This window comes from Allokutzneria sp. NRRL B-24872 (assembly GCF_002155965.1).
Classification (GTDB): Bacteria; Actinomycetota; Actinomycetes; order Mycobacteriales; family Pseudonocardiaceae; genus Allokutzneria.
In genome coordinates, this window is the sequence record NZ_MUMH01000041.1 from 65,469 (window position 1) to 85,838 (window position 20,370).

Consider the following 20,370-nt stretch of genomic DNA (forward strand, 5'->3'; position numbering starts at 1 on the left):
AGTGCTAAACAATCGGATCGGCCTCATCGCGGTGACCGCACTGGCCCCGGCCATCTGGGGCACGACGTACCTGGTCACGACGGAGTTCCTGCCCGCGGACCGGCCGCTGCTGGCCGCGACGGTGCGCGCGCTGCCCGCGGGCCTGCTGCTGCTCGCGATCACCCGGAAGCTGCCGTCCGGCTCGTGGTGGTGGCGCGCTGCGGTGCTCGGCACGCTCAACATCGGCGCGTTCCTCGCGCTGCTGTTCGTCGCCGCCTACCGGCTGCCCGGCGGCATCGCTGCCACAGTCGGAGCGCTGCAACCGTTGCTGGTGGCCGGTTTCTCGGCGAGCCTTCTCGGCGAGCGCATGTCAAAGCGGACCCTCGTGGCAGCGCTGGCCGCGATCTTCGGGGTCGCGCTGCTCGTCCTGCGGGCCGAAGCTCAGCTCGACGCGATCGGACTCGCGGCGGCGGTCGGCAGCGCGGTGGTCATGGCCGCCGGAGTGGTGCTCAGCAAGCGCTGGACGTCACCGGCTCCCGTGCTGGCCACCACGGGCTGGCAGCTCATCGCGGGCGGCATCGTGCTGATCCCGGTGACGCTGCTGGTCGAAGGGCCGCCGCCGGCCGAGCTGAGCGTGAGCAACCTCCTCGGCTACGGCTACCTCTCCATCATCGGCGCGGCGTTCGCCTACGCACTGTGGTTCCGCGGCATCCGCGAGCTGCCGCCGACCCAGGTCACCTTCCTCGGCCAGCTCAGCCCCGTCGTCGCGACCATGCTCGGCTGGCTCGCTCTCGGCCAGGAACTCACCGTCCTGCAAGCGATCGGCGCGCTCATCGTGCTGGCCGCGCTCATCTTCGCCCAGACCAGAAAGGCAGCACCCCTTGAAGATCACAGTGTTCGGAGCGGCGGGCAGCGTCGGCAGCCGGGTGATGGCGGAAGCGCGCTCACGGGGGCACTCAGTCTCCGGAGTCACGCGTGACACCACGCGCTTTCCCGAGCTGCGGCAAGGAAACGCGGCCGATGTCGAGGACGTGATCGCGCTCAGCAGGGGCCAGGACCTGGTGATCAGCGCGACCCGACCGGCACTGGGACGCGAAGGCGAACTGGTCGTGACGACGAAGGCGGTGCTGGCGGGGCTCGCCGAGACCGGGGTGCGCCTGCTGATGGTCGGCGGCGCGGCGAGCCTCACCGTTCCCGGCACCGGCGGAACCGTGCTCGACGACCCGAACCTGCCGCCGGAGATCCGCGCGATCGCCGAGGCGTGCGACGCCCAGCTCGCGGTCTGCCAGGCGGAAACCGTTGTGGACTGGGCTTATCTGAGCCCGCCCGCGCTGCTGGAGCCCGGCGTGCGGACCGGCGCCTACCGGCTGGGCCGGGACGAGCTGATCATCGACGCCGAGGGGAACTCGGCGATCTCCATGGAGGACTTCGCGGTGGCACTGCTCGACGAGGCCGAGCGCCCGCGCCACCACCGCACGCGGTTCACGGTGGGCTACTGACGTAGACGATCATCCCGCCGAAGGACGCGACCTTGTCGTAGAGCACGCGGGCGGTGGCGTTGTCCTGGTGCGTCTGCCAGTACAGCCGAGGACATCCCCGCTCCCGCGCCACCGACGCGACACCGTCGATGAGGACCCGCGCGACGCCCTGACCGCGCGCGTCCTCATCGACGAAGAGGTCCTGGAGATAACAGGAATCCTCCATCCACACGGTCGGGTGGAAGAGGAAGTGCGCGATGCCGACGAGCCGCCCGTCGAGGCGCGCCGCCACCCCGTGCACACCGTCGCCCGCCAGCAGCCTGCGCCACGTCCGCTCGTAGCTCTCGTCGGTTTCGACCGTCTTGTAGAAGTCCTTATAGCCGCGCGCCAGGACTTCCCATCTCTCGCGGTCCTCGGGGACCAGCGGGGCGACCTCGATCATGCCTCCAGCTTGACACCGTCAACTTAACGCCGTCAACATAGCGGCGTGGAAGCCAGGAGGACCCGCGCCAAGCCGGGAGACGGCGCGCGGCTGCGCGAGGAGATCCTGCGCAACGCCGAACGGCTGCTCGTGGAGACCGGGAGCGAGGACGCGCTGACCCTGCGCGCGGTCGCGCAGCGCACCAGGGTCACGACACCGTCGGTGTACCTGCACTTCAGCGGCAAGGAAGCGCTGATCGAAGCCGTGTGCCTGCGTGTGTGGGACGAACTGGGCGACCGCGTCCGCGAGGCGGTCGGCCGCGTCACCGACCCGATCATCGCGCTCGGCGAGTTCGGGCGGGCCTACGTGCACTTCGCGCTCGACCACCCGGTGCAGTACCGGCTGCTGATGATGCGGCCCTCCGCCTCCGCAGAAGCGTCGAAGGCGTGCTTCGAGCACATGGTGAACGCGGTCACGGCCTGTGTGGAAAACGGTGTGCTGAAAGGGAATCCCGACACCGTCGCGCTGACCATGTGGACCGCGGTGCACGGCTGCGCGGCGCTGTTGATCACCCAGCCCGCGCTGCCGTGGCCGGACGACGTGAACGAGATCATCGACGCGACCGTGCGCATGGTGGGCTTCGGCGCCGCGCTCAACACCCACCTCCCCCGTCGCCGCGTGCCACGGAGCGCGGAACTGCTCGACGGGGTCACCGTTGCCGCTGAGCGGCTGAAAGCCTTGGGGAGCAAGAAGAAATGATGACTGGCCGAGTGGTGCTCGTGACCGGCGCCTCGCGTGGGGTCGGAGCCGACACCGCGCGCCTGCTCGCCGCCTCCGGGGCGCACGTCTTCGTGAACTACCGGGACAAGGTGAAGCGCGCCGATCGAGTGGTGGCCGACATCGTGTCGTCCGGCGGCAGCGCCGAGGCGGTCAAGGCCGATCTCACCGACCCGGCCGAGGCGGCGGCGATGTTCGACGTCGTCCGCGCGCGATGCGGTCGGCTGGACGCGTTGGTGCTCAACGCTTCGGGCGGTATGGAGCGCGACCGCGACCCGGACTACGCGATGCGGCTCAACCGGGACGCGCAGGTGCGCGCGGTGGAACTGGCGCTGCCGCTGATGCCCGCGCTCTCCCGCGTGGTCTTCGTGACCAGCCACCAGGCGCACTTCCACGGCCAGCGCCCGACCTACGACTCCTACGAGGCTGTCGCGGCGAGCAAGCGCGCCGGGGAGGACGAACTCCGCGCACGCATCCCGCTGCTGAGCGAGCGCGGTATCGGGCTGGTCGTGGTGTCAGGCGACATGATCGAAGGCACGATCACCGTCACGCTGCTCGACCGCGCGGAGCCCGGCATCGTCGACGCGCGCCGGGCGGAGGTGCGGAGCCTGCCCACCGTCGCGGAGTTCGCCGAGGCGGTGGCGAAGGCCGCCGTGGAGCCGGTCGCGACGGGGCACACCGTGTTCGTCGGCGGGGCGGACTACCTCACTCCGACGGGCTGAACTCCGACTGGCTGGGTTCGATCTCGATCCCCACAGCAGCACCGCCGTTGCGCCGTCCCCTGCCGAGCAGGAGCACGATGGTGAACCACCGGAACTTGTTGCCGTACTTGGCGGTCATGGCGCGCTTGGCGGTGCGCAGTTCGGCGGGCGGCAGCACGCGCGCCCGCCCGCTGCGCCACTCCCCGCACGGAGTGCCGTGGAAGTCCGATGGCGCGAACTCCACGCGCGGATCGCGCCGCAGCCGCTTGACCTTCCACGAGCGGCTGGGCGTGTAGCCGTAGAGGCGGTCCCCCGAGGGCGCGAGCCAGATCGGCCCGGTGACCGCTGAACCGTCCTTCTTGTACGTGCGCAACGCGAAGTACTCCACGGCGCTCCCCCTCACGGATGCAGAGACGCGGCGTACACCAGCAGTGTGAACACCGCTTGCCCCGACGCCACGCTGATACCGGCGACGGCCGTCCAGTCGATGGTGTGCCACTTCCTGGTCGCGATCGAGACGACGCCGCAGACGCACGCCACCACCACGAGCGCCAGGTTCACGTAGGGAAAGACCCAGCTGGCGATCGCCAAGCCCAGGGAGATCGGCCCAAGCCACGCCTGGCTGCCTGAGCGGTCCTTCATGGACACCTGCTTCATCGATCCGTCCGGCTCAGGCTCGGGGCTGGGACCCCACCGAGCCTACCGGGACCCGCCGCTATCCAGCCCTGGCCGGATCGGAGCGTCCACCGGCACGCACGCGCTGACCGGCCCCTCCGCGAAACCCACCACCAGCCCGGACACGTCTCCGCCGCCGGAGGTCTCGATCACCACTGCCCGGTCGCCGGTGAAGTCCGCCGGGTCGAAGGTGAACACCGCCGCCGTGCCCGCCGCCTGCGCGCTGCTGAGCCCCGAGGACAGCGCTCCGGCCGAATTCACCGGCTTGTCCCGCATCGGGGTGAAGCGCGGCGCCCGGCACGTCTTGCCAGCTGGCAGGTAGTCGACCTTGGCCCTGATGCCCAGTTCGGCCAGCTCGCGCTCCAGCCCCGACGCGTCGCTGAGCTGCTTGATCTCCACGCGCACGGTGCCGTCCTGCTGCTTCTCCAGCGCGTAGGCCGCCCCGCCTCCGGTGAACAGCAACGGCACCGCGACGGCCGCGAGCCCCACCGCGACGAGCGCGACGCGCCACCTGGCCGCCGGGCGAACGGGCTCGCGCTCCGCCACGACCTGCTTGAGCTCGGCGAGCAGGCGGTCTTCGAAACGTTGCGTCATGGCAGGACCTCCGCGTTCGAGGAGACGAGGTGCTCGCGCATCAGCCGCCGCGCCCGGTGCAGCCGAACCCGCGCGGTCCCGGCCCGCACGCCCAGCGCCTTCGCGGCGTCCTGGACGGTCAGCCCGTCGAGCGCGACCAGTTCGAGGACCGCGCGCTCCCCGTCGGAGAGCCGGTCCATCGCCCGGTACAGCTCGCGCGCCCGGCTCGCCGCGTCGATCCGCCGCTCCAGTGCGGCGATGTCGTCCTCGTCGAGCAGCGCCCGCCCGGCGATCCGGCTCGCCGCCCGCAGTCCGCGCGCTCGGCGCCGCAACTCCCCCGCGACGACGTTGCGCGCCACCCCGAAGAGCCATCGGGTGGGGTCACCCCGGTCCGCGCGGAAGGTGTGCGCGGTGTCGATCACCGCGAGGAACACGTCCGCGGTCAGGTCGGCGGCGAGGTGCGGATCGTCGACGCGGCGGACGACGAAGCGCTGCACCGCTTGGACGTGCTCGCGGTAGAACGCCTCGAACGCGGCGGGATCGTGGCCTATTCGCGTGAAGTCGGTCATCTCTCACCCGTCCCCAGATGTGCGCGACACCTCTACTTGGACGACGGGCACCACGGCGTTACACGGGCGCAAGTCCTTAGGTTAGCCTTCCCTCATCCGGGTTACACGCCGAAGGGGAGCCCCATGCCCAGAGTGTCATCACGCCTGCTCAGCGCGCTAGCCATGGCCGTGGTCCTGACCGCGTGCGGAAGCGCCGCAACCCCTCAGCCGGGTGATGCCGGGGGGTCGGCACCCACGGCGGACGGTGTGTTCCCGGTGCGCGTGGAGCACAAGTACGGGGTCACCGAGATCAAGGCGCAGCCGCAGCGCGTGGTGACGCTGGGCCTGTCCGACCAGGACGTCGCGCTCGCCGTCGGCGTCAAGCCGGTCGGCGTCGTCGACTGGTTCAAGGAGCGCCCGTTCGGCAAGTGGCCGTGGACGCAGCCGTTGTGGGGCAACACTCCTCCGGAGATCGTCGGCGAGCGCGACGAGTACAACCTGGAGAAGATCGCCAAGCTGCGCCCCGATCTGGTCATCGCCCAGTACTCGGGGATGAAGAAGGAGCAGTACGACACGCTCAGCCAGCTCGGCGTGCCCGTTGTCGCGCAGTCCGGGAAGTTCGCCGACTACGCCGCGACCTGGCAGGAGATGACCCGCAACCTGGCCAAGGCGCTGGGCAGGGGCGCGACCGGGGAGAAGCTGATCGCCGACATCGGGGAGCGCTTCGCCAAGGTGCGCAAGGAGAATCCGGCGTTCGCGGGCAAGACGGCGATCGTCGCCGACACCTTCGAGCCCGGCAACTACGCCGCGTTCGCCGCGCACGACCCGAAGGCCGCGTTCCTGGCCGAGTCCGGCTTCACGATGCCGCAGAAGATCCTCGACGTGCCCAAGGCCGAGAACATCATCAGCATCGGCTCGGAGGGCTTGGACCTGCTCGACGTGGACCTGCTGCTCTGGCTCTCCGAGGACGAGGTCGCCTCGCAGCGCGTCCGCGACGAGCCGCTGTACCGCAAGCTCAAGGTCTCGCAGGACAAGCGCGACCTGTTCGTGCCGTACAACGAGCCGCCCATCGGCGCCGCGATCTCGTTCAACACCGTGCTGTCGATCCCCTACGCCATCGACAAGCTCGTGCCGATGCTCGCGGGCAAGGTGAAGTGAGGCCAGCTCTGCGAGGGCTCGGCCTCGTCGTCGCGGTGGCCGCGCTCGGCGTGGTCATCGTGCTCAGCGTGTGGCTCGGACTGCGGAACATCCCGATTTCTGAGTTGTGGCGCGTGTTGTGGCACCACGACGGCTCCGTCGAGGCCGTGACCGTGCACGAGGTCCGGCTGCCGAGGACGCTGCTCGGCGTCCTGGTCGGCGCGGCGTTGGGGTTGTCGGGCGCGCTCATGCAGGCGCTCACCCACAACCCCCTCGCCGACCCCGGCCTGCTCGGCGTGACGCTCGGCGCGTCCACCGCCGTGGTCTCCGGCATCACCTTCCTCGGTGTGACCACGGTGACCGGGCACGTCTGGCTCGCCTTCGCCGGTGCGGCGGTGGCGTCCGTGGTGGTCTACCTGCTCGGCGCGAGCGGTCGCGGCAGGCCCACCCCGGAACGGCTCGTGCTGGCCGGCGCCGCGATCACCGCGACGCTGTACGCGTTCAACTCCGCGATGCTGCTGCTCTTCCCGCAGTCCTTCGGCCAGTTCCGGTTCTGGGAGGTCGGCGCGCTCGCCGGGCGCGGTGCCGACGTGCTCGCCCAAGTCGCGCCGTTCCTCCTGGTCAGCATCCCCGGCGCACTGCTGCTGGCCCGCTCGCTCAACGCGCTGGCGCTCGGCGACCAGGTCGGCAAGTCCCTCGGCGTGCACGTCGGCCGCACGCGCGTGCTCGGCGTGCTCGCCGTGACCGTCCTTTGTGGAGCTGCGACCGCGGCGGCCGGGCCCATCGCCTTCGTCGGCCTCGCCGTGCCGCACGCCGCGCGCCTGATCGTCGGCACCGACCAGCGGTGGGTGCTGCCCTATTCGGCTGTGCTCGCGCCGATCCTGTTGGTGGGCGCGGACATCATCGGCCGCTTCGTGATCGCTCCCGCTGAGTTGCAGGTCGGCATCGTCACCGCGTTCCTCGGCGCCCCGGTGTTCATCGCGCTGTGCCGCCGTCGCTCCCCTGGCAGGTTGTGATGCTCATCCGCTTCCGCGCTGTCTCCGTTCGCGTGCGCCCGCGCTCGGCGACGGTCGTGATCACGTTGCTGCTGCTGACCTTCGCGCTCGGCGCCGTCAGCATGACCACCGGCGACTTCCCGCTCACCGTCTGGGAGGTCGTGCGCACCGTCCTCGGTTTCGGCGATCCCGCGACGGAGTTCATCGTCAACCGCCTGCGCCTGCCCCGCGTGCTCATCGCCGTCCTCGTCGGCGCCGCGCTCGCGCTGAGCGGGGCCGTGTTGCAGAGCCTGACCCGCAATCCCCTTGGCAGCCCCGACTTCATCGGCTTCGCCAACGGCTCCGCGACCGGGGCGCTGATCGCCATCCTGGTGTTCCAGGGCAGCATGGCCGAGATCTCCCTCGGCGCGCTCGTCGGCGGCGTCGCCACCGCCGCGCTCGCCTACCTGCTCGCCTTCCGGCGCGGCGTCCAGGGCTTCCGGCTCATCCTCGTCGGCATCGGGCTGAGCGCCATGCTGTTGGCCGCCAACAACTACCTCGTCACGCGCGCTTCGCTGACCGGCGCCATCGCCGCGCAGACGTGGATCACCGGAAGCCTCAACGGCCGCACCTGGCTCCAGCTCCTCCCGCTGCTGATCGCCATCGCGCTCCTGCTCCCGCCCACCGTCTACTTCGGACAGAAGCTCGCGCTCCTGGAACTCGGCGACGACAAGGCCCGCGCACTCGGCGTCCCCGTCGAGACCACCCGGCTGGCCCTGCTCGGCGTCAGCGTCACCCTCTCCTCCGTCGCCACCGCCGCGGCGGGCCCCATCACCTTCGTCGCCCTCGCCGCCCCGCAACTCGCCCGCAAGCTCACCGCTGCCCCCGGCCCCAACCTCACCGCCGCCGCGGCCACCGGCTCCCTGCTGCTCGTCGCCAGCGACCTGGCCGTGCAACGCCTCTTCTCCCCCACGCCACTGCCCGTCGGCATCCTCACCAGCGCCATCGGTGGCACCTACCTCGCCTGGCTCCTCGTCCGCGAATGGCGCCGCAACCACCTCTGACCCACGCCGTCGTTTAAGCCCTGAACGACCCGTTCAGTGCGCTCAAGGCGTCAAACGAGCCGTTGGCGCGCGTCACCGATCCCCCGACGCTGTGTGGGTTGGGGCGGTTCGATGATCGACAGGGGTTGGGGGGGTCGTGGTGACTGGCCAACCCCACGTTCACCGCCCAGCGCTCGGCTGAGGCGAGCGTCCGCGACGAGTACCTCGAAATCGCCTAAAGTAACGCCGAACGTTACTTTGGCCGATTTGAAGGTATCGGCTCAGCGGTACGCGTCTCCCCTGTGCTTGATCGCCTCGATCAACACGGTCCGCCGCTCCTCGTCGATGCGGTACAGCACGCGATAGGTGGCGCGCCGCGCCGACCAAACCCCATCGAAGGGTTCTCTCAACGGCTTGCCGACGCGGTACGGGTTCTCCCGCAGCGGTCCGAGCACGAGTTCGAGCACTGCGGCAGCCACGGCCTCTGGCAGCTCTCCTGCGATCGCCCTCTTAGCGGTCTTGGACCAGGAAAGCCCAAAAATCTCACTCACGCGCCTGCGGACCGCCGTGCCTCGAAAGCCGCCAAGACGTCGTCAGTGCTGTAAGCCTCGCCAGAATCACGAGTGCGCTGCGCCTCCGCGAGATCAGCGACAGTCTGCTGATCGCTGAGCACGGCGATCGTCTCCAGCAGAGACTCCCACTCGTGCACGGAGATCATCACTGTGGCAGGCGCGCCGTTCTTGGTCACGGTGACCTGCTCGTGTTGAGCCTCGATCTCGGAGACGAGGGCGGACAGGTGCGCCTTCACCTCAGCCAAGGGCAGCGTCTTCATGGTCAGAATTCTAGTCATGAAACCGCCGGTTGTCACTCAGCGGTGCAGGCGGCGGTGCAGGGACTCCATCCGCGCGTCGAGCTGGGCGGCGACGGCGGCGGTGCTGGCCAGCTCGTCGGCGAAGTCGGCGGGCACCTGGTCGTCGTACTTGTAGAAGAGCTTGTGCTCCAGGGTGGCCCAGAAGTCCATGGCGATGGTGCGCATCTGCACCTCGACCTTGACGTGCTCGACGCGGTCGGAGAGGAACACCGGGATCTGCACGATGAGGTGCAGGCTGCGGTAGCCGTTGGGCTTGGGCGAGGCGATGTAGTCCTTGGTGCGCAGGATCTCGACGTCGTGCTGGCGGCCGAGCATCTCGCGGACGCCGTAGACGTCGGAGACGAACGGGCACACCACGCGCACCCCGGCGACGTCGTCGAGGTGTTCTGCGATGGAGTCGAGATCGGTGCTGAGCCCCTTGCGGCGCAGCTTCTCGATGATCGCCTCGGGCCGCTTGACGCGGTGGGTGATGTGCTCGATCGGATCGTGCCGGTGGACGAAGTCGAACTCCTCGCTGAGGATGCGCAGCTTCGTCAGCAGCTCTTCGACGGCGAACTTGTACACCAGCAGGAACTGGGACAGCCTGCGGAAGTCCTCCAGCAACGGCGCTCCAGCGAGCTCCGATGGCGAAGAGCGCGAACGGCGCACCAGCGGGTTCTCCCCCGTCGTCTCCATCACTGCGTTCGTCCGTCCCCCACCGGCGGCACTGCCACTCACCCAACGAGCGTAACGACTCGGTAGTTCCCGGCAGGACGGACCTCAGGACAGGACCGGGAACATCCGCCCGAGCCCGAAGTCGGCGCCCGCCGAGCGCCACCAGTCCAGCTGCGCGGGAGTCTCGACGCCGTCGACGATCACGGTCGCACCGGCGGCGTGCACGTGCGCGATGAGTTCGGTCAGCGAGCGGTCGAGCGCGGAGCGGCCGGAGCGCTCGGCCTGGAGCCGGACCAGCGAGGCGGCCAGGCGGACGCCGCGCACGGGCAGGTCCTCGACGAAGGCGAGATCGGTCGCGGAGGTGCCGAAGCCGTCGAGCACGATGCCGATCCCGGCGTCGGCGAGCACCGCGAGGTTGTCGGCGGCCTCGCCGCAGTCGGAGAGCAGCGCCCGCACGGGCACGCCGAGCTGGAGCCGCGCCGGGTCGAGGCCGGTGTCCTCCAGGACCTGCAACACCTCGCCGACCAGGTCGGGGTCCGCGGCCTGGTACGGGGTGAGCCCGACGCCGAGCGGGACCTGGCGCTCGGCCATGCTCTGGCAGGCGGAGCGCAGCAGCCACGTGCCCAGCGGCATGACGAGGCCGATCTGCTCGGCGAGCTCGACGCACCGCGTGTGCGGGAGCTGCCCGAGTTCGGGGTGCTCCCAGCGCAGAAGTGCTTCCACCGCAACGGTTCTGCCGTCGTCGAGCTTGGCGAGCGGACGCGAGTACACGCCGACCTCGCCGCTCTCCCACGCGCCGGGCATCGTCGCGGCGAGGCCGAAGCGGGCGCGGTCCCGTTCGCTCTGCGCGGGGTCGTACACGCCCCACTGCCTGCTGCCGTTGCGCTTCGCGCGCCGCAACGTCATGTCGGCCAGGCGCAACAGCTCGGCGGCTTCGATGTCGGGGTGCGGGCGGTGCACGACGCCAATGCACGCGGAAGAGGCGACGCCGTTGCCGTCCACGTACAACGGCTCGGCCAGCACCTCGTTGATCTGCTCGACGGTCCGCACCACGTCCGGCGTGCCGGCCTCGTTCTGCACGAGCACGCCGAACTCGTCGCCACCGAGCCGGGCGACCATCGCGCTCTCGCCAGCGAAGATCGAGCGCAGCCGCTCGGCGACGCTCTTCAGCAGCGCCTCGGCCACCGGCGCGCCGAGCCCGTTCGCGATCACCGAGAAGGCGTCGAGGTCCAGGTGGTACATGGTCACGCCGAAGGTCTGGTCGGCGTGCCGGAGCACCCGCTCCAGCCTGGTGGTGAAGAACTGCCGGTTCGGCAGGCCGGTCAGCACGTCGTGCAGCGACTGGTGGCTGAGCTGGCCCTGCAACAACGTCAGCTCGGTGTCGTCGCCGACGATCACCACGTAGTGGTTCGGGTTGCCGTCGCCGTCGCGCAGCAGCGAGATCGCCAGGTGCGCCTGCACGGCCTCGCCGTCCTTGCCGAGCATGGTGCGGCGCTGGCGCAGCCGTTCCGACTTGCCGTCGGCCAGCTCGCGCAGCCCGTTGCGGACGGGCGCGACGTCCTCCGGCGCGATGACGTCGAACAGCGACAGCCCTTCGAACGCCGCCGGTGCGTGGTCGAGGATCTCGCCGAGCGCGGCGTTGGCGCGGACGAACACCCCGTCCAGGTCGGTGATCGCGATGCCGCTGCTGGAGGAGGTGAAGACCTCGTCGAAGCGCGCCTCGCTGGCCTTGCTGTCGCGCTGCGCGTCCTGCGCCGCCTTGATCAGCGCGCGGTTGAGGTTCTCCTGCTGGGTGAAGATCGACAGCCGCACGGCCTCGACGTAGCCGGAGGTCAGGGCGCCGAGCAGGCCGACGACGCGCTCCGGCAGCCGGTCGACCGGGAGCAGGTCGGTCATGCCGAGCAGCGACTTGCCGAGGACCTCGACCGTGCGGCGCAGGCTGGCCCGGCCGGCGAAGTTCAGCTCCACCAGGCGCGCGCCGACGTCAGTGGCGCCGTCGGCCGAGAACGGCTCGGTGCGCATGGTGGTGAACAGGACGTCGACCAGTTCGACGAGCCTGCGCTCGATCTCCAGCTGCGCCATCGGGATGTAGGTGGTCTTGCTGACCAGGTACGCCCACTTCTTGGCGAGCCTGGCGCGGGCGCGCTCCAGCGACTCGGGAGAGATCTCGAACTCCGCCGAGTGCGGCGACCGGTCCGGCAGCGGAAGGGTCATCGAGCCCGTCCGCCACGCGGTGCGGCCGGAAATGGAGCGGGGAACGCCACGGCCACCTCACTAGGTTCCTTTGCGCACAGGGCAAGAAGACTAGCGAGTCCGCCGCGCCGACGGCTACGGAAGGTGATGCTCTTCTGCGCCCGGATTAGGCCGCTCGGGTAGCCCGACAACGAAGGACTCGCAGGTCAGGGCAGGGTGACCGACAGATCTTCCGACATGTGCGTCAACCGCCGTTTAGGGAATTTCACCCGCTCAGACATTGGGCATTTGCCAGGTGCGCAAACGTTTCTCGAAATGCGACGGTCACTCATCCCAGAATCGGCCCCGGTGCGCCGCCACGATCGAGTGGTGGGTGATGATGCTGGTAGCCCCACGCCCAGCCCGCCACGTTCAGGTCGAGGAGACGTCGTGACCACGGACGCCCACGCCAGCGCGGGGGCCTTCGATCCGACGCGGCTGGCGATGGCCCGCGCGCTCGCCGGGCTTCGCGCGCGGGAGCTGGCGGAGGCGGTCGGGCTCGCCCCCACGGCCGTCGCGCGGATCGAGCTGGGCCAGCTCCGCCCGGACCCGAGCGTGCTCGCGCGCTGCGCCGACCGGCTGGGCGTGCAGGTCGGGTTCTTCGCCCCGGGACGCCCGCACCTGCGGCTGGACACCGCGCACGCCCACTTCCGCTCCCTGCGCGCGACCACGGCCGCCAAGCGCGCCCAGGCGCTCGCGCACGTGGAGCTGCTGTGGGAGGTCACCAGCGCGCTGGACGAGGTGGTCGGCCTGCCACCGGTCGATCTCGACGGGCAGCACGACGGTCCCGAACGCGCCGCGCACGCGGTGCGCAGGGCGTGGGGCGCGGAGTCCGGCCCGGTCCTCGACCTCGTCCGCACGCTCGAAGCTCGCGGTGTCGTGGTGAGCCGCCTGCCCCAGCACGTCGCCGTCGGCGTGTTCTCCTGCGTGCTCCCCGAGCGGCCGATGATCGTGCTGGCCGCCCCAGAAGACCTTCTGCGCCAACGCTTCTCCGTCGCGCACGAGCTGGGTCACCTGGTGCTGCACCCGGACGCGGCGCCGGGCAGTCGCGTGCACGAGTCGGAGGCGGACGCCTTCGCCGCCGAGCTCCTGATGCCCGCGGAGGAGATCGCGGGCGTCTTCCCGCTGCACGCTGACCTCGACGCGGTGAAGGAGCTGGCCGACGCGTACGGCGTGACCGCGGCCTCGCTCGCGGCGCGCGGGCGTGCGCTGGGGTTGATGACCGACGCGGCGCACCGGCGGCTGTTGACAGCGCTGGCCAAGCGCGGGTGGCGGACGGCTGAGCCGATCGACCGCGAGCACGCTGGTGAGCACCCGAACCTGTTGTGCCGCGCCGTGGTTCTCGCCGCCGAGCACGGCGTCGACCTGGCCGCGCTCGCCGTTCGCCTGCGCGTCGACAACACGACGCTGCGCGGCCTCACCGGGTTCACCGAGCGCACGGAGAACGCGCGGCCGAAGCTCCGCCTGGTGTGACGTTAGCCAGCGAGAGCAGCGGATTCGCTTCGCTCGCGGTAGGCTCTGCGGTCGCGCCGATCGGATTTTCCTTTCGCACAGCCGAAAAGCGCTTCCCTGAGTTCGGAGGACGCGCATGACCGCGGTGCAGACGCTGGCTCCGGCCTTGTTCGCGGGTTCGTCCGCGCCGCCGGAGCGCACGCTGCTCGACATCGTCACCGAGACCGCGCGGCTGCACCCCACGGCGCACGCGCTGCGGGCCGGAGCGACCGCGCTGACCTACCGGGCGCTGATGGCCGAGGTCGACGACCTCCGCGCTTCCCTTGCGGCGGTGGGGATCGGCGTCGGCGACCGCGTCGGTGTGCGTGTGCCCTCGGGCACGACGGACCTTTACGTCAGCATCCTCGCGGTGCTCGCGGCGGGCGCGGCCTACGTGCCGGTCGACGCCGAGGACCCGGACGAGCGAGCCGATCTGGTCTTCGGTGAGGCGGACGTGTGCGCGGTGCTCGGCGAGCGCCGCGAGCTGACGATGCGCGGCACGCCGATGCACGTCGCGGGCGAGCCCGGACCGGACGACGACGCGTGGATCATCTTCACCTCGGGCTCCACTGGGAAGCCGAAAGGCGTCGCGGTCAGCCACCGGTGCGCCGCCGCGTTCGTGGACGCCGAGGCTCGACTGTTCCTTGTGGACGAACCGATCGGTCCCGGCGATCGCGTGCTCGCGGGACTGTCAGTGGCCTTCGACGCCTCCTGCGAGGAGATGTGGCTCGCGTGGCGGCACGGCGCCTGCCTCGTCGCGGCGCCGAGGGCGTTGGTGCGAACGGGAATGGACCTCGGCCCGTGGCTGATCGAGCACGAGATCACCGTGGTGTCCACCGTGCCGACGCTGGCCGCGCTATGGCCGTCCGAGGCGCTGGACGACGTGCGACTGCTCATCTTCGGCGGCGAAGCGTGCCCGCCGGAGCTGGCCGAGCGTGTGGCCGTCGAGGGCCGCGAGGTCTGGAACACCTACGGGCCGACCGAGGCCACGGTCGTCGCGTGCGGCGCGCAGATGACCGGCGAGGGCCCTGTGCGCATCGGTCTTCCGCTGGACGGCTGGGAGCTGGCCGTCGTGGACTCCGCCGGGGAACTCGTCCCGATGGGCGGCTCCGGTGAGCTGGTCATCGGCGGCGTCGGCCTGGCGCGCTACCTGGACCCGGCCAAGGACGCGGAGAAATACGCGCCGCTGCCGTCGCTGGGCTGGGACCGCGCCTACCGCAGCGGTGACCTGGTCCGCGCGGAGCCCGAAGGCCTCGTTTTCCTCGGCAGAGCGGACGAACAGGTCAAACTGGGCGGGCGTCGGATCGAGCTGGGCGAGGTCGACGCCGCGCTCCAGGCGCTGCCCGACGTGGCTGGCGCGGCGGCCGCCGTGCGCGGCACCAAGGGCGGCAACCAGATCCTCGTCGGCTACCTGGTGTCCACAGTGGACTCCTTCGACGAGGCTTCCGCGCTCGACCGGCTGCGCGCCGCGCTCCCGGCCGCGCTGGTCCCGTTGCTGGCGATCGTCGACACGCTGCCGACGCGCACGTCCGGCAAGGTCGACCGCGCCGCGCTGCCGTGGCCGCTGCCGAGTTCACCCGAGCAGACCGCCGAGCTCGACGGCACGCAGGCCTGGCTCGCCGAGCAGTGGACCGAAGTGCTCGGCAGGCCGCCCGCCAGCAAGGACACCGACTTCTTCGCCAGTGGCGGTGGCAGCCTGGCCGCCGCGCAGCTGGTCTCGCTGCTCCGGCAGCGCTATCCGAGCTGCTCGGTCAACGACGTCTACCAGCGCTCCACCGTCGCCGAACTGGCCGCGCGGCTCGACGAGTTCAAGGTCACGGACTCGTCGGAGCGCGTCGTGCAGCCGACTCGCATTCGCTCCGGGCTCGCGCAGATCGCGTTGCTGCCGCTGCTGCTGACCGTGGTCGGGACGCGGTGGGTCACCGTGCTCGCCGCCGCGGGCAACGTGCTGGGCTGGACGCCCGCCGTGTCGTGGTGGTGGGTGCTGGCGGGCTGGGTGGTGTTCATCAGCCCGCCCGGACGCCTGGGGATCGCGGTCGGCGGAGCGCGATTGCTGTTGCGCGGCTTGCGTCCCGGCTCCTACCCGCGTGGCGGGAGTGTCCACTTGAGACTGTGGACGGCGGAGAAGCTGGCCGAGCTGAGCGGCGCTTCGAAGCTCTCCGGCGCGTGGACGACCTACTACGCCAAGGCGCTCGGCGCGCGGATCGGGCAGGGCGTCGACCTGCACTCGGTGCCGCCGGTGACCGGAATGCTCAAGCTGGGCAAGGGAAGCGCGATCGAGCCCGAGGTCGACCTGACCGGGCACTGGCTCGACGGCGACGTGCTGCACGTCGGCCGCATCCGGGTCGGGGCGGGCGCGACCGTCGGCGCACGCAGCACGCTGATGCCCGGCGCGCGGATCGGCAAGCGCGCTCAGGTCGCGCCCGGCTCGTGCGTGCTGGGCTCGGTCCCGGCGGGCCAGCGCTGGGGCGGAGTTCCCGCTGCGCGCTCCGGCAAGGCGGCTCAGCGGTGGCCGGACGAGCGGCCCGAGCACAAGCGCCGCTGGGCGTTGACCTACAACGTGACCTCGTTCTTCCTGGACCTCCTGCCGGTCGCCGCCGCGATCCCGAGCGTGTTCGTGCTGGTCGCGTTCAACGGGTCTCTGCTGTCGGTTCCCTTGGTGACAGTGCTGTTCATGCTGACCTACGCGGTGCTCGTGCTGGTCAGCGTGCGGTTGCTGAGCATCGGCCTGCGCGAGGGCTACCACCCCGTGCACGGCCGGATCGCGTGGCAGGCGTGGGCCACCGAGCGGCTGATGAACTCCTCGCGCGTGGCCCTGTTCCCCTTCTACGCCAGCCTGTTCACGCCCGTGTGGCTGCGGGCGCTGGGCATGAAGGTCGGACGCCGCGTCGAAGCGTCGACGGTGCTCGCGCTGCCTTCGATGACCACGGTCGGAGACGGCGCTTTCCTCGCTGACGACACAATGGTCGGCACCTACGAACTGGGCGGCGGGTGGATGCGGATCGCCGCCGCGCGGGTCGGCAAGCGCGCGTTCCTCGGCAACTCCGGCATGACCGCACCGGGCCGCTCGGTGCCCAACCGCGGCCTCGTCGGTGTGCTCTCGTCCACGCCGAAGCGCGCCAAGGCTGGCAGCTCGTGGCTCGGCATGCCGCCGATGAAGCTGCCGCGCGTGGCGGAGACCGGCGACCAGAGCAGGACGTTCGACCCGCCGCGCAGGCTCGTGATCGCGCGGGCGCTCGTCGAGCTGTGCCGGGTGGTCCCGGTGATGTGCACGGTCGCGCTCGCCGTGTCCGTGCTCTGGGCGCTGCGCTCGGTCCCGTTGTGGCTGAGCGGTTTCGTGCTGCTGGGCGCGGGCGTGGTGGCCTGCGTGGTCGCCTGCCTGGCGAAGTGGTTGCTGGTCGGGCGGTTCGGCCGGATCGAGCGTCCACTGTGGAGTTCGTTCGTGTGGCGCAACGAGCTGGCCGACACCTTCGTCGAAGTGCTCGCGGTGCCGTGGCTGGTCGGCTCGGTCGGTGGCACGCCGCTGATGAACCTGTGGCTGCGCGGGCTCGGCGCCCGGATCGGCCGGGGCGCGTGGTGCGAGTCGTACTGGCTGCCCGAAGCGGATCTCGTGCGGATCGGCCGGGGCGCGACGGTCAACCGGGGGTGCGTTGTCCAGACCCACCTGTTCCATGATCGGATCATGCGGATGGACACGGTCACCCTCGGCGAGGGCGCGACGCTCGGCCCGCACGGCATCGCGCTGCCCGGCACCGCGATCGGCGCGCGCACCACGGTCGGCCCGGCGTCGCTGATGATGAGCGGCGAGAGCGTTCCGCCGGACACCCGCTGGCTGGGCAACCCGATCGCCGCGTGGCGCACCGGGAAGGCCCGCAAGGGATGAGGCAGCAGTCCTACCTCGACGCGCACGGCGACGACGGGTACTCCGTCCTGCGCTACGACCTGCACCTGGACTACCGCCCCGGGGCGAATCGGCTCGGCGGGCGCGCCGTGATCACCGCCGTCGCGCGCTCCGCGCTGAACAGCGTGAGCCTGGACTTCGGTCCGCTGCGCGTTGACCGGATTCTCTTCGACGGCAAGGCTGTTCGCTACGCGCACCGGCTCGGCAAGCTCCGCGTGCGCCCGGGGCGCGTGCTCGCGGTGGGCGAGGAGTTCACCGTCGAGGTGCGCTACGCCGGTGTGCCACGGCCGAATCGCGGCCACTGGGGCGAGATCGGGTGGACGCAGCTCTCCGACGGAGCGTTGGTGGCCAGCCAGCCGACCGGCGCCTCTTCGTGGTTCCCGTGCAACGACCGCCCCGCCGACAAGGCCGCGTACCGGATCTCGGTCACGACGGCTCCGAGCTACACGGTGATCGCGAGCGGCACGCTGGTGTCCCACACCGGCAGCACGTGGGTCTACGAGCAGCCCGAGCCGACCTCGCCCTACCTCGTGTCTGTCCAAATTGGACGATACGTGTCGGCTGAGCTGGCGAAGGCGCCGGTGCGCCAGCCCGCCGCCGTGCCCGCGCGGCTGCTGCGCGCGTTCCGCAACGACTTCGCCAACCAGCCCAGGATGCTCAAGGAGTTCTCGCGGCTCTTCGGCCCCTACCCGTTCACGGAGTACGGCGTCGTCGTGGTGGACGAGGAGCTCGACGTCCCCGTCGAGGCGCAGGCGATGTCGATCTTCGGAAGCAACCACGTCGACGGGCGGCGCGGCTCGGAACGCCTTGTGGCGCACGAACTCGCGCACCAGTGGTTCGGCAACAGCGTGACGGCGTCGGACTGGCGGCACATCTGGTTGCACGAGGGCTTCGCGACCTACGCGGAGTGGTTGTGGGCAGAGGCGGACGGGCGGTCCTGCCACGCGCTCGCGCAGCGTTCGCACGCCAAGCTCTCGCTGCTCCCGCAGGACCTCACGCTCAGCGCCCCCGGTGTGCGGCGGATCTTCGACGACCGCGTGTACGAGCGCGGCGCGCTGACCCTGCACGCGCTGCGCATGGCGATGGGCGACGGTGCATTCTTCCGCCTGCTCCGCGAGTGGACGACCGCACACCGCCACTCCACCGCCACCACGCCCGACTTCGTCTCCTTGGCAGAAGCCCACTCCGCCGTGGACGTCCGCCCCCTACTCGGCGTCTGGTTGGACGAAGCGCCCCTGCCCCCGCTCTAGTGCCTGCGCATGCATGGAGCCGATGAGGCCGCGCAGTGTTGCGAGTGAGCACTTTTGTGGATGCCCGTGGCACGTGGGCGGTGCGACGCTGAGGGCAAACCCGAGGAGGGCTCTCAGTGCTTCGGTTCCCTGTGATCACCTTGGCCGTCGCGGCACTGATCGGGTCAGCAGCACCCGCCGTCGCGCAGCCCGTCATCAAGTCCCCCGCCGCTCCCGTCGCTTGGGGCCCGTGCCCCGAGGACGCGTTGACCTTCGTGCCGCCGGAGGACCGATTCCGCTACAGCTGCGGGAACCTCGCCGTCCCACTCGACCACGCCAAGCCGAGCGGCAGCAAGATCAACCTGATGTTGTTGCGCCGCGCGGCTTCCAAGCCCGCCGAGCGCATCGGCTCGGTCGTGATCAACCCCGGTGGCCCTGGCGCGGACGGGCTGCTGCTCGCCACGATCCCGAGCGTGCTGTTCCCCTCTTCAGTGCCCGACCGCTTCGACCTCATCGGCTTCGACCCGCGCGGCGTCGGCCGGAGCAACCCGCTGAAGTGCTTCACCACTCAGGAAAGCGCTGACGCGCTGCGCGCGCGGATGACCCAGGTCCCGGTGACCGCCGCGCAGATCAAGTCCACTGTGGACGCTCACGCGGAGTTCGCGAAGTCCTGCGGCGCGGTCGGCGGGCCGATCATCAACCACATGTCCACGGAGGACACCGCACGCGACCTCGACCTGATCAGGGCGGCCGTCGGCGATCAGAAGCTGACCTACGTCGGCCTGTCCTACGGAACCCTGCTCGGCGCGACCTACGCGAACCTGTTCCCCACCAAGGTCCGCGCGATGATCCTCGACGGCGCGGTCGATCCTTCCCTGCGCACCAACGACGCGCTGCGCTACGACCGCGAACGGGCACTGGCCTTCGAGCACGCGCTGTCGGCCTTCCTCAAGCGCTGCAAGGAAGAGGGCCCGAAGTGCGCGTTCAGCGAGGGTGACCCGCGCGCGAAGTTCGACGCGATCCGCGAGCGGCTGCGCAAGGGCGAGGGCCCGATGACGTTGAGCCAGTTCGTCGCGAAGGTCGGCGGCGTGCTGGAGACCATCCCGCTGACCGGCCCCGTCGAGCTGGCCAAGCTGGCGACCGAGCTCCAGCAGCTGTCGCAGTCCCGCTCGACGGACGCCCCCTACACCGAGCACGACGCTTTCTACGGCGTCAACTGCTCCGACAAGCCGTTCCCGAAGGTGCCCGCGCTCGTGCCCTCGGTCGCCTCCGCGTGGGAGCGCGACGCGCCTACTTTCGGGCGGCGCCAGGCGTTCCACGACTTCGTCGGCTGCGCGCACTGGCCGGTGAGCGCGAAGAAGGTCTACCGGGGCCCGTGGAACGCCAAGACCTCGGCGCCCGTGCTGGTCGTCGGCATCTACAACGACCCGGCGACGCCGTACACGTTCTCCAAGCGGATGTCGGAGCAGCTCGGCAACGCGCGCCTGCTCGACGTGGACGCGTTCGGGCACACCAGCCTCGGGTCGAGCGACTGCGTCGACGCCGCCGCCGAGAAGTACCTGACCTCGGTGGAGCTGCCGAAGGCCGGGCTCGTCTGCAAACCGAACCAGCAGCCGTTCTGAGCTTGACCTCAACCTCAGTTTGGCTTCTAGCGTCGTCTCCGACAGCTCGACGAGCGAGGAGACG

Annotated in this window: 20 protein-coding genes; 11 read left to right on the forward strand and 9 right to left on the reverse strand. The window is 70.6% G+C overall.

All coding sequences use genetic code 11. The features are described from left to right. The first annotated feature begins 1 nt into the window (after window position 1). Together CCN37_RS11690 and CCN37_RS11695 are read left to right on the forward strand one after the other, a co-directional pair. A complete protein-coding gene (locus tag CCN37_RS11690; protein ID WP_086820748.1) occupies window positions 2-958 on the forward strand; it encodes an EamA family transporter in 957 nt (318 codons plus the stop codon). After that, window positions 909-1,478: an NAD(P)-dependent oxidoreductase gene (locus tag CCN37_RS11695; protein WP_246842955.1), complete on the forward strand. Its 570-nt coding sequence runs from the start codon at window positions 909-911 to the stop codon at window positions 1,476-1,478. The genes CCN37_RS11690 and CCN37_RS11695 overlap by 50 nt, the downstream gene beginning before the upstream one ends. Here the strand turns inward: CCN37_RS11695 and CCN37_RS11700 are convergent. Continuing rightward, window positions 1,462-1,899 carry a GNAT family N-acetyltransferase gene (locus tag CCN37_RS11700; protein ID WP_086820750.1) on the reverse strand — a complete coding sequence of 146 codons (438 nt, stop codon included), beginning with the start codon at window positions 1,897-1,899 and terminating at the stop codon, window positions 1,462-1,464. The two genes, CCN37_RS11695 and CCN37_RS11700, sit on opposite strands and share 17 nt — an antisense overlap. Before the next feature lie 45 nt (window positions 1,900-1,944). Here CCN37_RS11700 and CCN37_RS11705 point away from each other — a divergent pair, with 45 nt between their 5' ends. Further along, a complete protein-coding gene (locus CCN37_RS11705) occupies window positions 1,945-2,637 on the forward strand; it encodes a TetR/AcrR family transcriptional regulator (RefSeq protein ID WP_086820751.1) in 693 nt (230 codons plus the stop codon). Further along, window positions 2,637-3,377 carry an SDR family oxidoreductase gene (locus tag CCN37_RS11710; RefSeq protein WP_086820752.1) on the forward strand — a complete coding sequence of 247 codons (741 nt, stop codon included), beginning with the start codon at window positions 2,637-2,639 and terminating at the stop codon, window positions 3,375-3,377. The genes CCN37_RS11705 and CCN37_RS11710 overlap by 1 nt, the downstream gene beginning before the upstream one ends. On the opposite strand, the gene CCN37_RS39770 is transcribed toward CCN37_RS11710, so the two are convergent. Genes CCN37_RS39770 through CCN37_RS11730 form a run of 4 tightly spaced genes read right to left on the reverse strand, consistent with a single transcriptional unit; the run spans window position 3,361 to window position 5,173 of the window. Next, the gene (locus CCN37_RS39770) at window positions 3,361-3,744 is read right to left on the reverse strand and encodes a PPOX class F420-dependent oxidoreductase (protein ID WP_168200630.1); all 384 of its coding nucleotides are present in this window, start codon (window positions 3,742-3,744) and stop codon (window positions 3,361-3,363) included. The two genes, CCN37_RS11710 and CCN37_RS39770, sit on opposite strands and share 17 nt — an antisense overlap. Before the next feature lie 11 nt (window positions 3,745-3,755). Further along, window positions 3,756-3,998, reverse strand: a complete 243-nt coding sequence (locus tag CCN37_RS39775; RefSeq protein ID WP_168200631.1) for a hypothetical protein — start codon at window positions 3,996-3,998, stop codon at window positions 3,756-3,758. Window positions 3,999-4,055: 57 nt separating this feature from the next. Further along, complete coding sequence (locus CCN37_RS11725; protein WP_086820755.1) at window positions 4,056-4,625, reverse strand: hypothetical protein; 570 nt, start codon at window positions 4,623-4,625, stop codon at window positions 4,056-4,058. After that, complete coding sequence (locus CCN37_RS11730) at window positions 4,622-5,173, reverse strand: RNA polymerase sigma factor (RefSeq protein WP_086820756.1); 552 nt, start codon at window positions 5,171-5,173, stop codon at window positions 4,622-4,624. Before CCN37_RS11730 ends, CCN37_RS11725 begins: the two co-directional genes overlap by 4 nt. A 255-nt stretch (window positions 5,174-5,428) precedes the next feature. Between CCN37_RS11730 and CCN37_RS11735 the strand changes: the two genes are divergently transcribed. The 3 genes from CCN37_RS11735 to CCN37_RS11745 are packed head-to-tail and all read left to right on the forward strand — an operon-like array spanning window position 5,429 to window position 8,327. Continuing rightward, window positions 5,429-6,310, forward strand: coding sequence for an ABC transporter substrate-binding protein (locus tag CCN37_RS11735; RefSeq protein WP_246842956.1), 882 nt, complete (start codon window positions 5,429-5,431; stop codon window positions 6,308-6,310). Then, window positions 6,307-7,305: an iron ABC transporter permease gene (locus CCN37_RS11740; RefSeq protein ID WP_086820758.1), complete on the forward strand. Its 999-nt coding sequence runs from the start codon at window positions 6,307-6,309 to the stop codon at window positions 7,303-7,305. Before CCN37_RS11735 ends, CCN37_RS11740 begins: the two co-directional genes overlap by 4 nt. After that, window positions 7,305-8,327, forward strand: a complete 1,023-nt coding sequence (locus CCN37_RS11745; RefSeq protein WP_086820788.1) for an iron chelate uptake ABC transporter family permease subunit — start codon at window positions 7,305-7,307, stop codon at window positions 8,325-8,327. The genes CCN37_RS11740 and CCN37_RS11745 overlap by 1 nt, the downstream gene beginning before the upstream one ends. A 260-nt stretch (window positions 8,328-8,587) precedes the next feature. Here CCN37_RS11745 and CCN37_RS11750 read toward each other — a convergent pair whose 3' ends face one another. The 4 genes from CCN37_RS11750 to CCN37_RS11765 form a co-directional block, all read right to left on the reverse strand. After that, window positions 8,588-8,785, reverse strand: coding sequence for a type II toxin-antitoxin system RelE/ParE family toxin (locus CCN37_RS11750; protein ID WP_246842957.1), 198 nt, complete (start codon window positions 8,783-8,785; stop codon window positions 8,588-8,590). A gap of 68 nt (window positions 8,786-8,853) precedes the next feature. Next, complete coding sequence (locus CCN37_RS11755) at window positions 8,854-9,138, reverse strand: type II toxin-antitoxin system Phd/YefM family antitoxin (protein WP_168200632.1); 285 nt, start codon at window positions 9,136-9,138, stop codon at window positions 8,854-8,856. Between the two features lie 36 nt (window positions 9,139-9,174). After that, window positions 9,175-9,894, reverse strand: coding sequence for a GTP pyrophosphokinase family protein (locus tag CCN37_RS11760; RefSeq protein WP_246842958.1), 720 nt, complete (start codon window positions 9,892-9,894; stop codon window positions 9,175-9,177). Between the two features lie 42 nt (window positions 9,895-9,936). Continuing rightward, window positions 9,937-12,045: a bifunctional diguanylate cyclase/phosphodiesterase gene (locus CCN37_RS11765; RefSeq protein WP_086820762.1), complete on the reverse strand. Its 2,109-nt coding sequence runs from the start codon at window positions 12,043-12,045 to the stop codon at window positions 9,937-9,939. A gap of 408 nt (window positions 12,046-12,453) precedes the next feature. Between CCN37_RS11765 and CCN37_RS11770 the strand changes: the two genes are divergently transcribed. The 4 genes from CCN37_RS11770 (at window position 12,454) to CCN37_RS11785 (ending at window position 20,306) form a co-directional block, all read left to right on the forward strand. Further along, window positions 12,454-13,536, forward strand: coding sequence for an ImmA/IrrE family metallo-endopeptidase (locus CCN37_RS11770; protein WP_168200633.1), 1,083 nt, complete (start codon window positions 12,454-12,456; stop codon window positions 13,534-13,536). 115 nt (window positions 13,537-13,651) lie between these two features. After that, complete coding sequence (locus tag CCN37_RS11775; protein WP_086820764.1) at window positions 13,652-17,437, forward strand: Pls/PosA family non-ribosomal peptide synthetase; 3,786 nt, start codon at window positions 13,652-13,654, stop codon at window positions 17,435-17,437. Next, on the forward strand, window positions 17,434-18,705 hold the full coding sequence (locus tag CCN37_RS11780; protein WP_086820765.1) for a M1 family metallopeptidase: 1,272 nt from the start codon (window positions 17,434-17,436) through the stop codon (window positions 18,703-18,705). The genes CCN37_RS11775 and CCN37_RS11780 overlap by 4 nt, the downstream gene beginning before the upstream one ends. 116 nt (window positions 18,706-18,821) lie before the next feature. Then, window positions 18,822-20,306, forward strand: a complete 1,485-nt coding sequence (locus CCN37_RS11785; protein ID WP_086820766.1) for an alpha/beta hydrolase — start codon at window positions 18,822-18,824, stop codon at window positions 20,304-20,306. The last annotated feature ends 64 nt before the right edge of the window (window positions 20,307-20,370 follow it).

Coding starts and splice junctions, on each gene's coding strand:
- CCN37_RS39775 (WP_168200631.1), bottom strand. CDS start 3,998: ATGAAGGACCGCTCAGGCAGCCAGGCGTGGCTTGGGCCGATCTCCCTG.
- CCN37_RS11695 (WP_246842955.1), top strand. CDS start 909: ATGGCGGAAGCGCGCTCACGGGGGCACTCAGTCTCCGGAGTCACGCGT.
- CCN37_RS11780 (WP_086820765.1), top strand. CDS start 17,434: ATGAGGCAGCAGTCCTACCTCGACGCGCACGGCGACGACGGGTACTCC.
- CCN37_RS11710 (WP_086820752.1), top strand. CDS start 2,637: ATGACTGGCCGAGTGGTGCTCGTGACCGGCGCCTCGCGTGGGGTCGGA.
- CCN37_RS11755 (WP_168200632.1), bottom strand. CDS start 9,138: ATGAAGACGCTGCCCTTGGCTGAGGTGAAGGCGCACCTGTCCGCCCTC.
- CCN37_RS11700 (WP_086820750.1), bottom strand. CDS start 1,899: ATGATCGAGGTCGCCCCGCTGGTCCCCGAGGACCGCGAGAGATGGGAA.
- CCN37_RS11765 (WP_086820762.1), bottom strand. CDS start 12,045: ATGACCCTTCCGCTGCCGGACCGGTCGCCGCACTCGGCGGAGTTCGAG.
- CCN37_RS11725 (WP_086820755.1), bottom strand. CDS start 4,625: ATGACGCAACGTTTCGAAGACCGCCTGCTCGCCGAGCTCAAGCAGGTC.
- CCN37_RS11745 (WP_086820788.1), top strand. CDS start 7,305: ATGCTCATCCGCTTCCGCGCTGTCTCCGTTCGCGTGCGCCCGCGCTCG.
- CCN37_RS11730 (WP_086820756.1), bottom strand. CDS start 5,173: ATGACCGACTTCACGCGAATAGGCCACGATCCCGCCGCGTTCGAGGCG.
- CCN37_RS11775 (WP_086820764.1), top strand. CDS start 13,652: ATGACCGCGGTGCAGACGCTGGCTCCGGCCTTGTTCGCGGGTTCGTCC.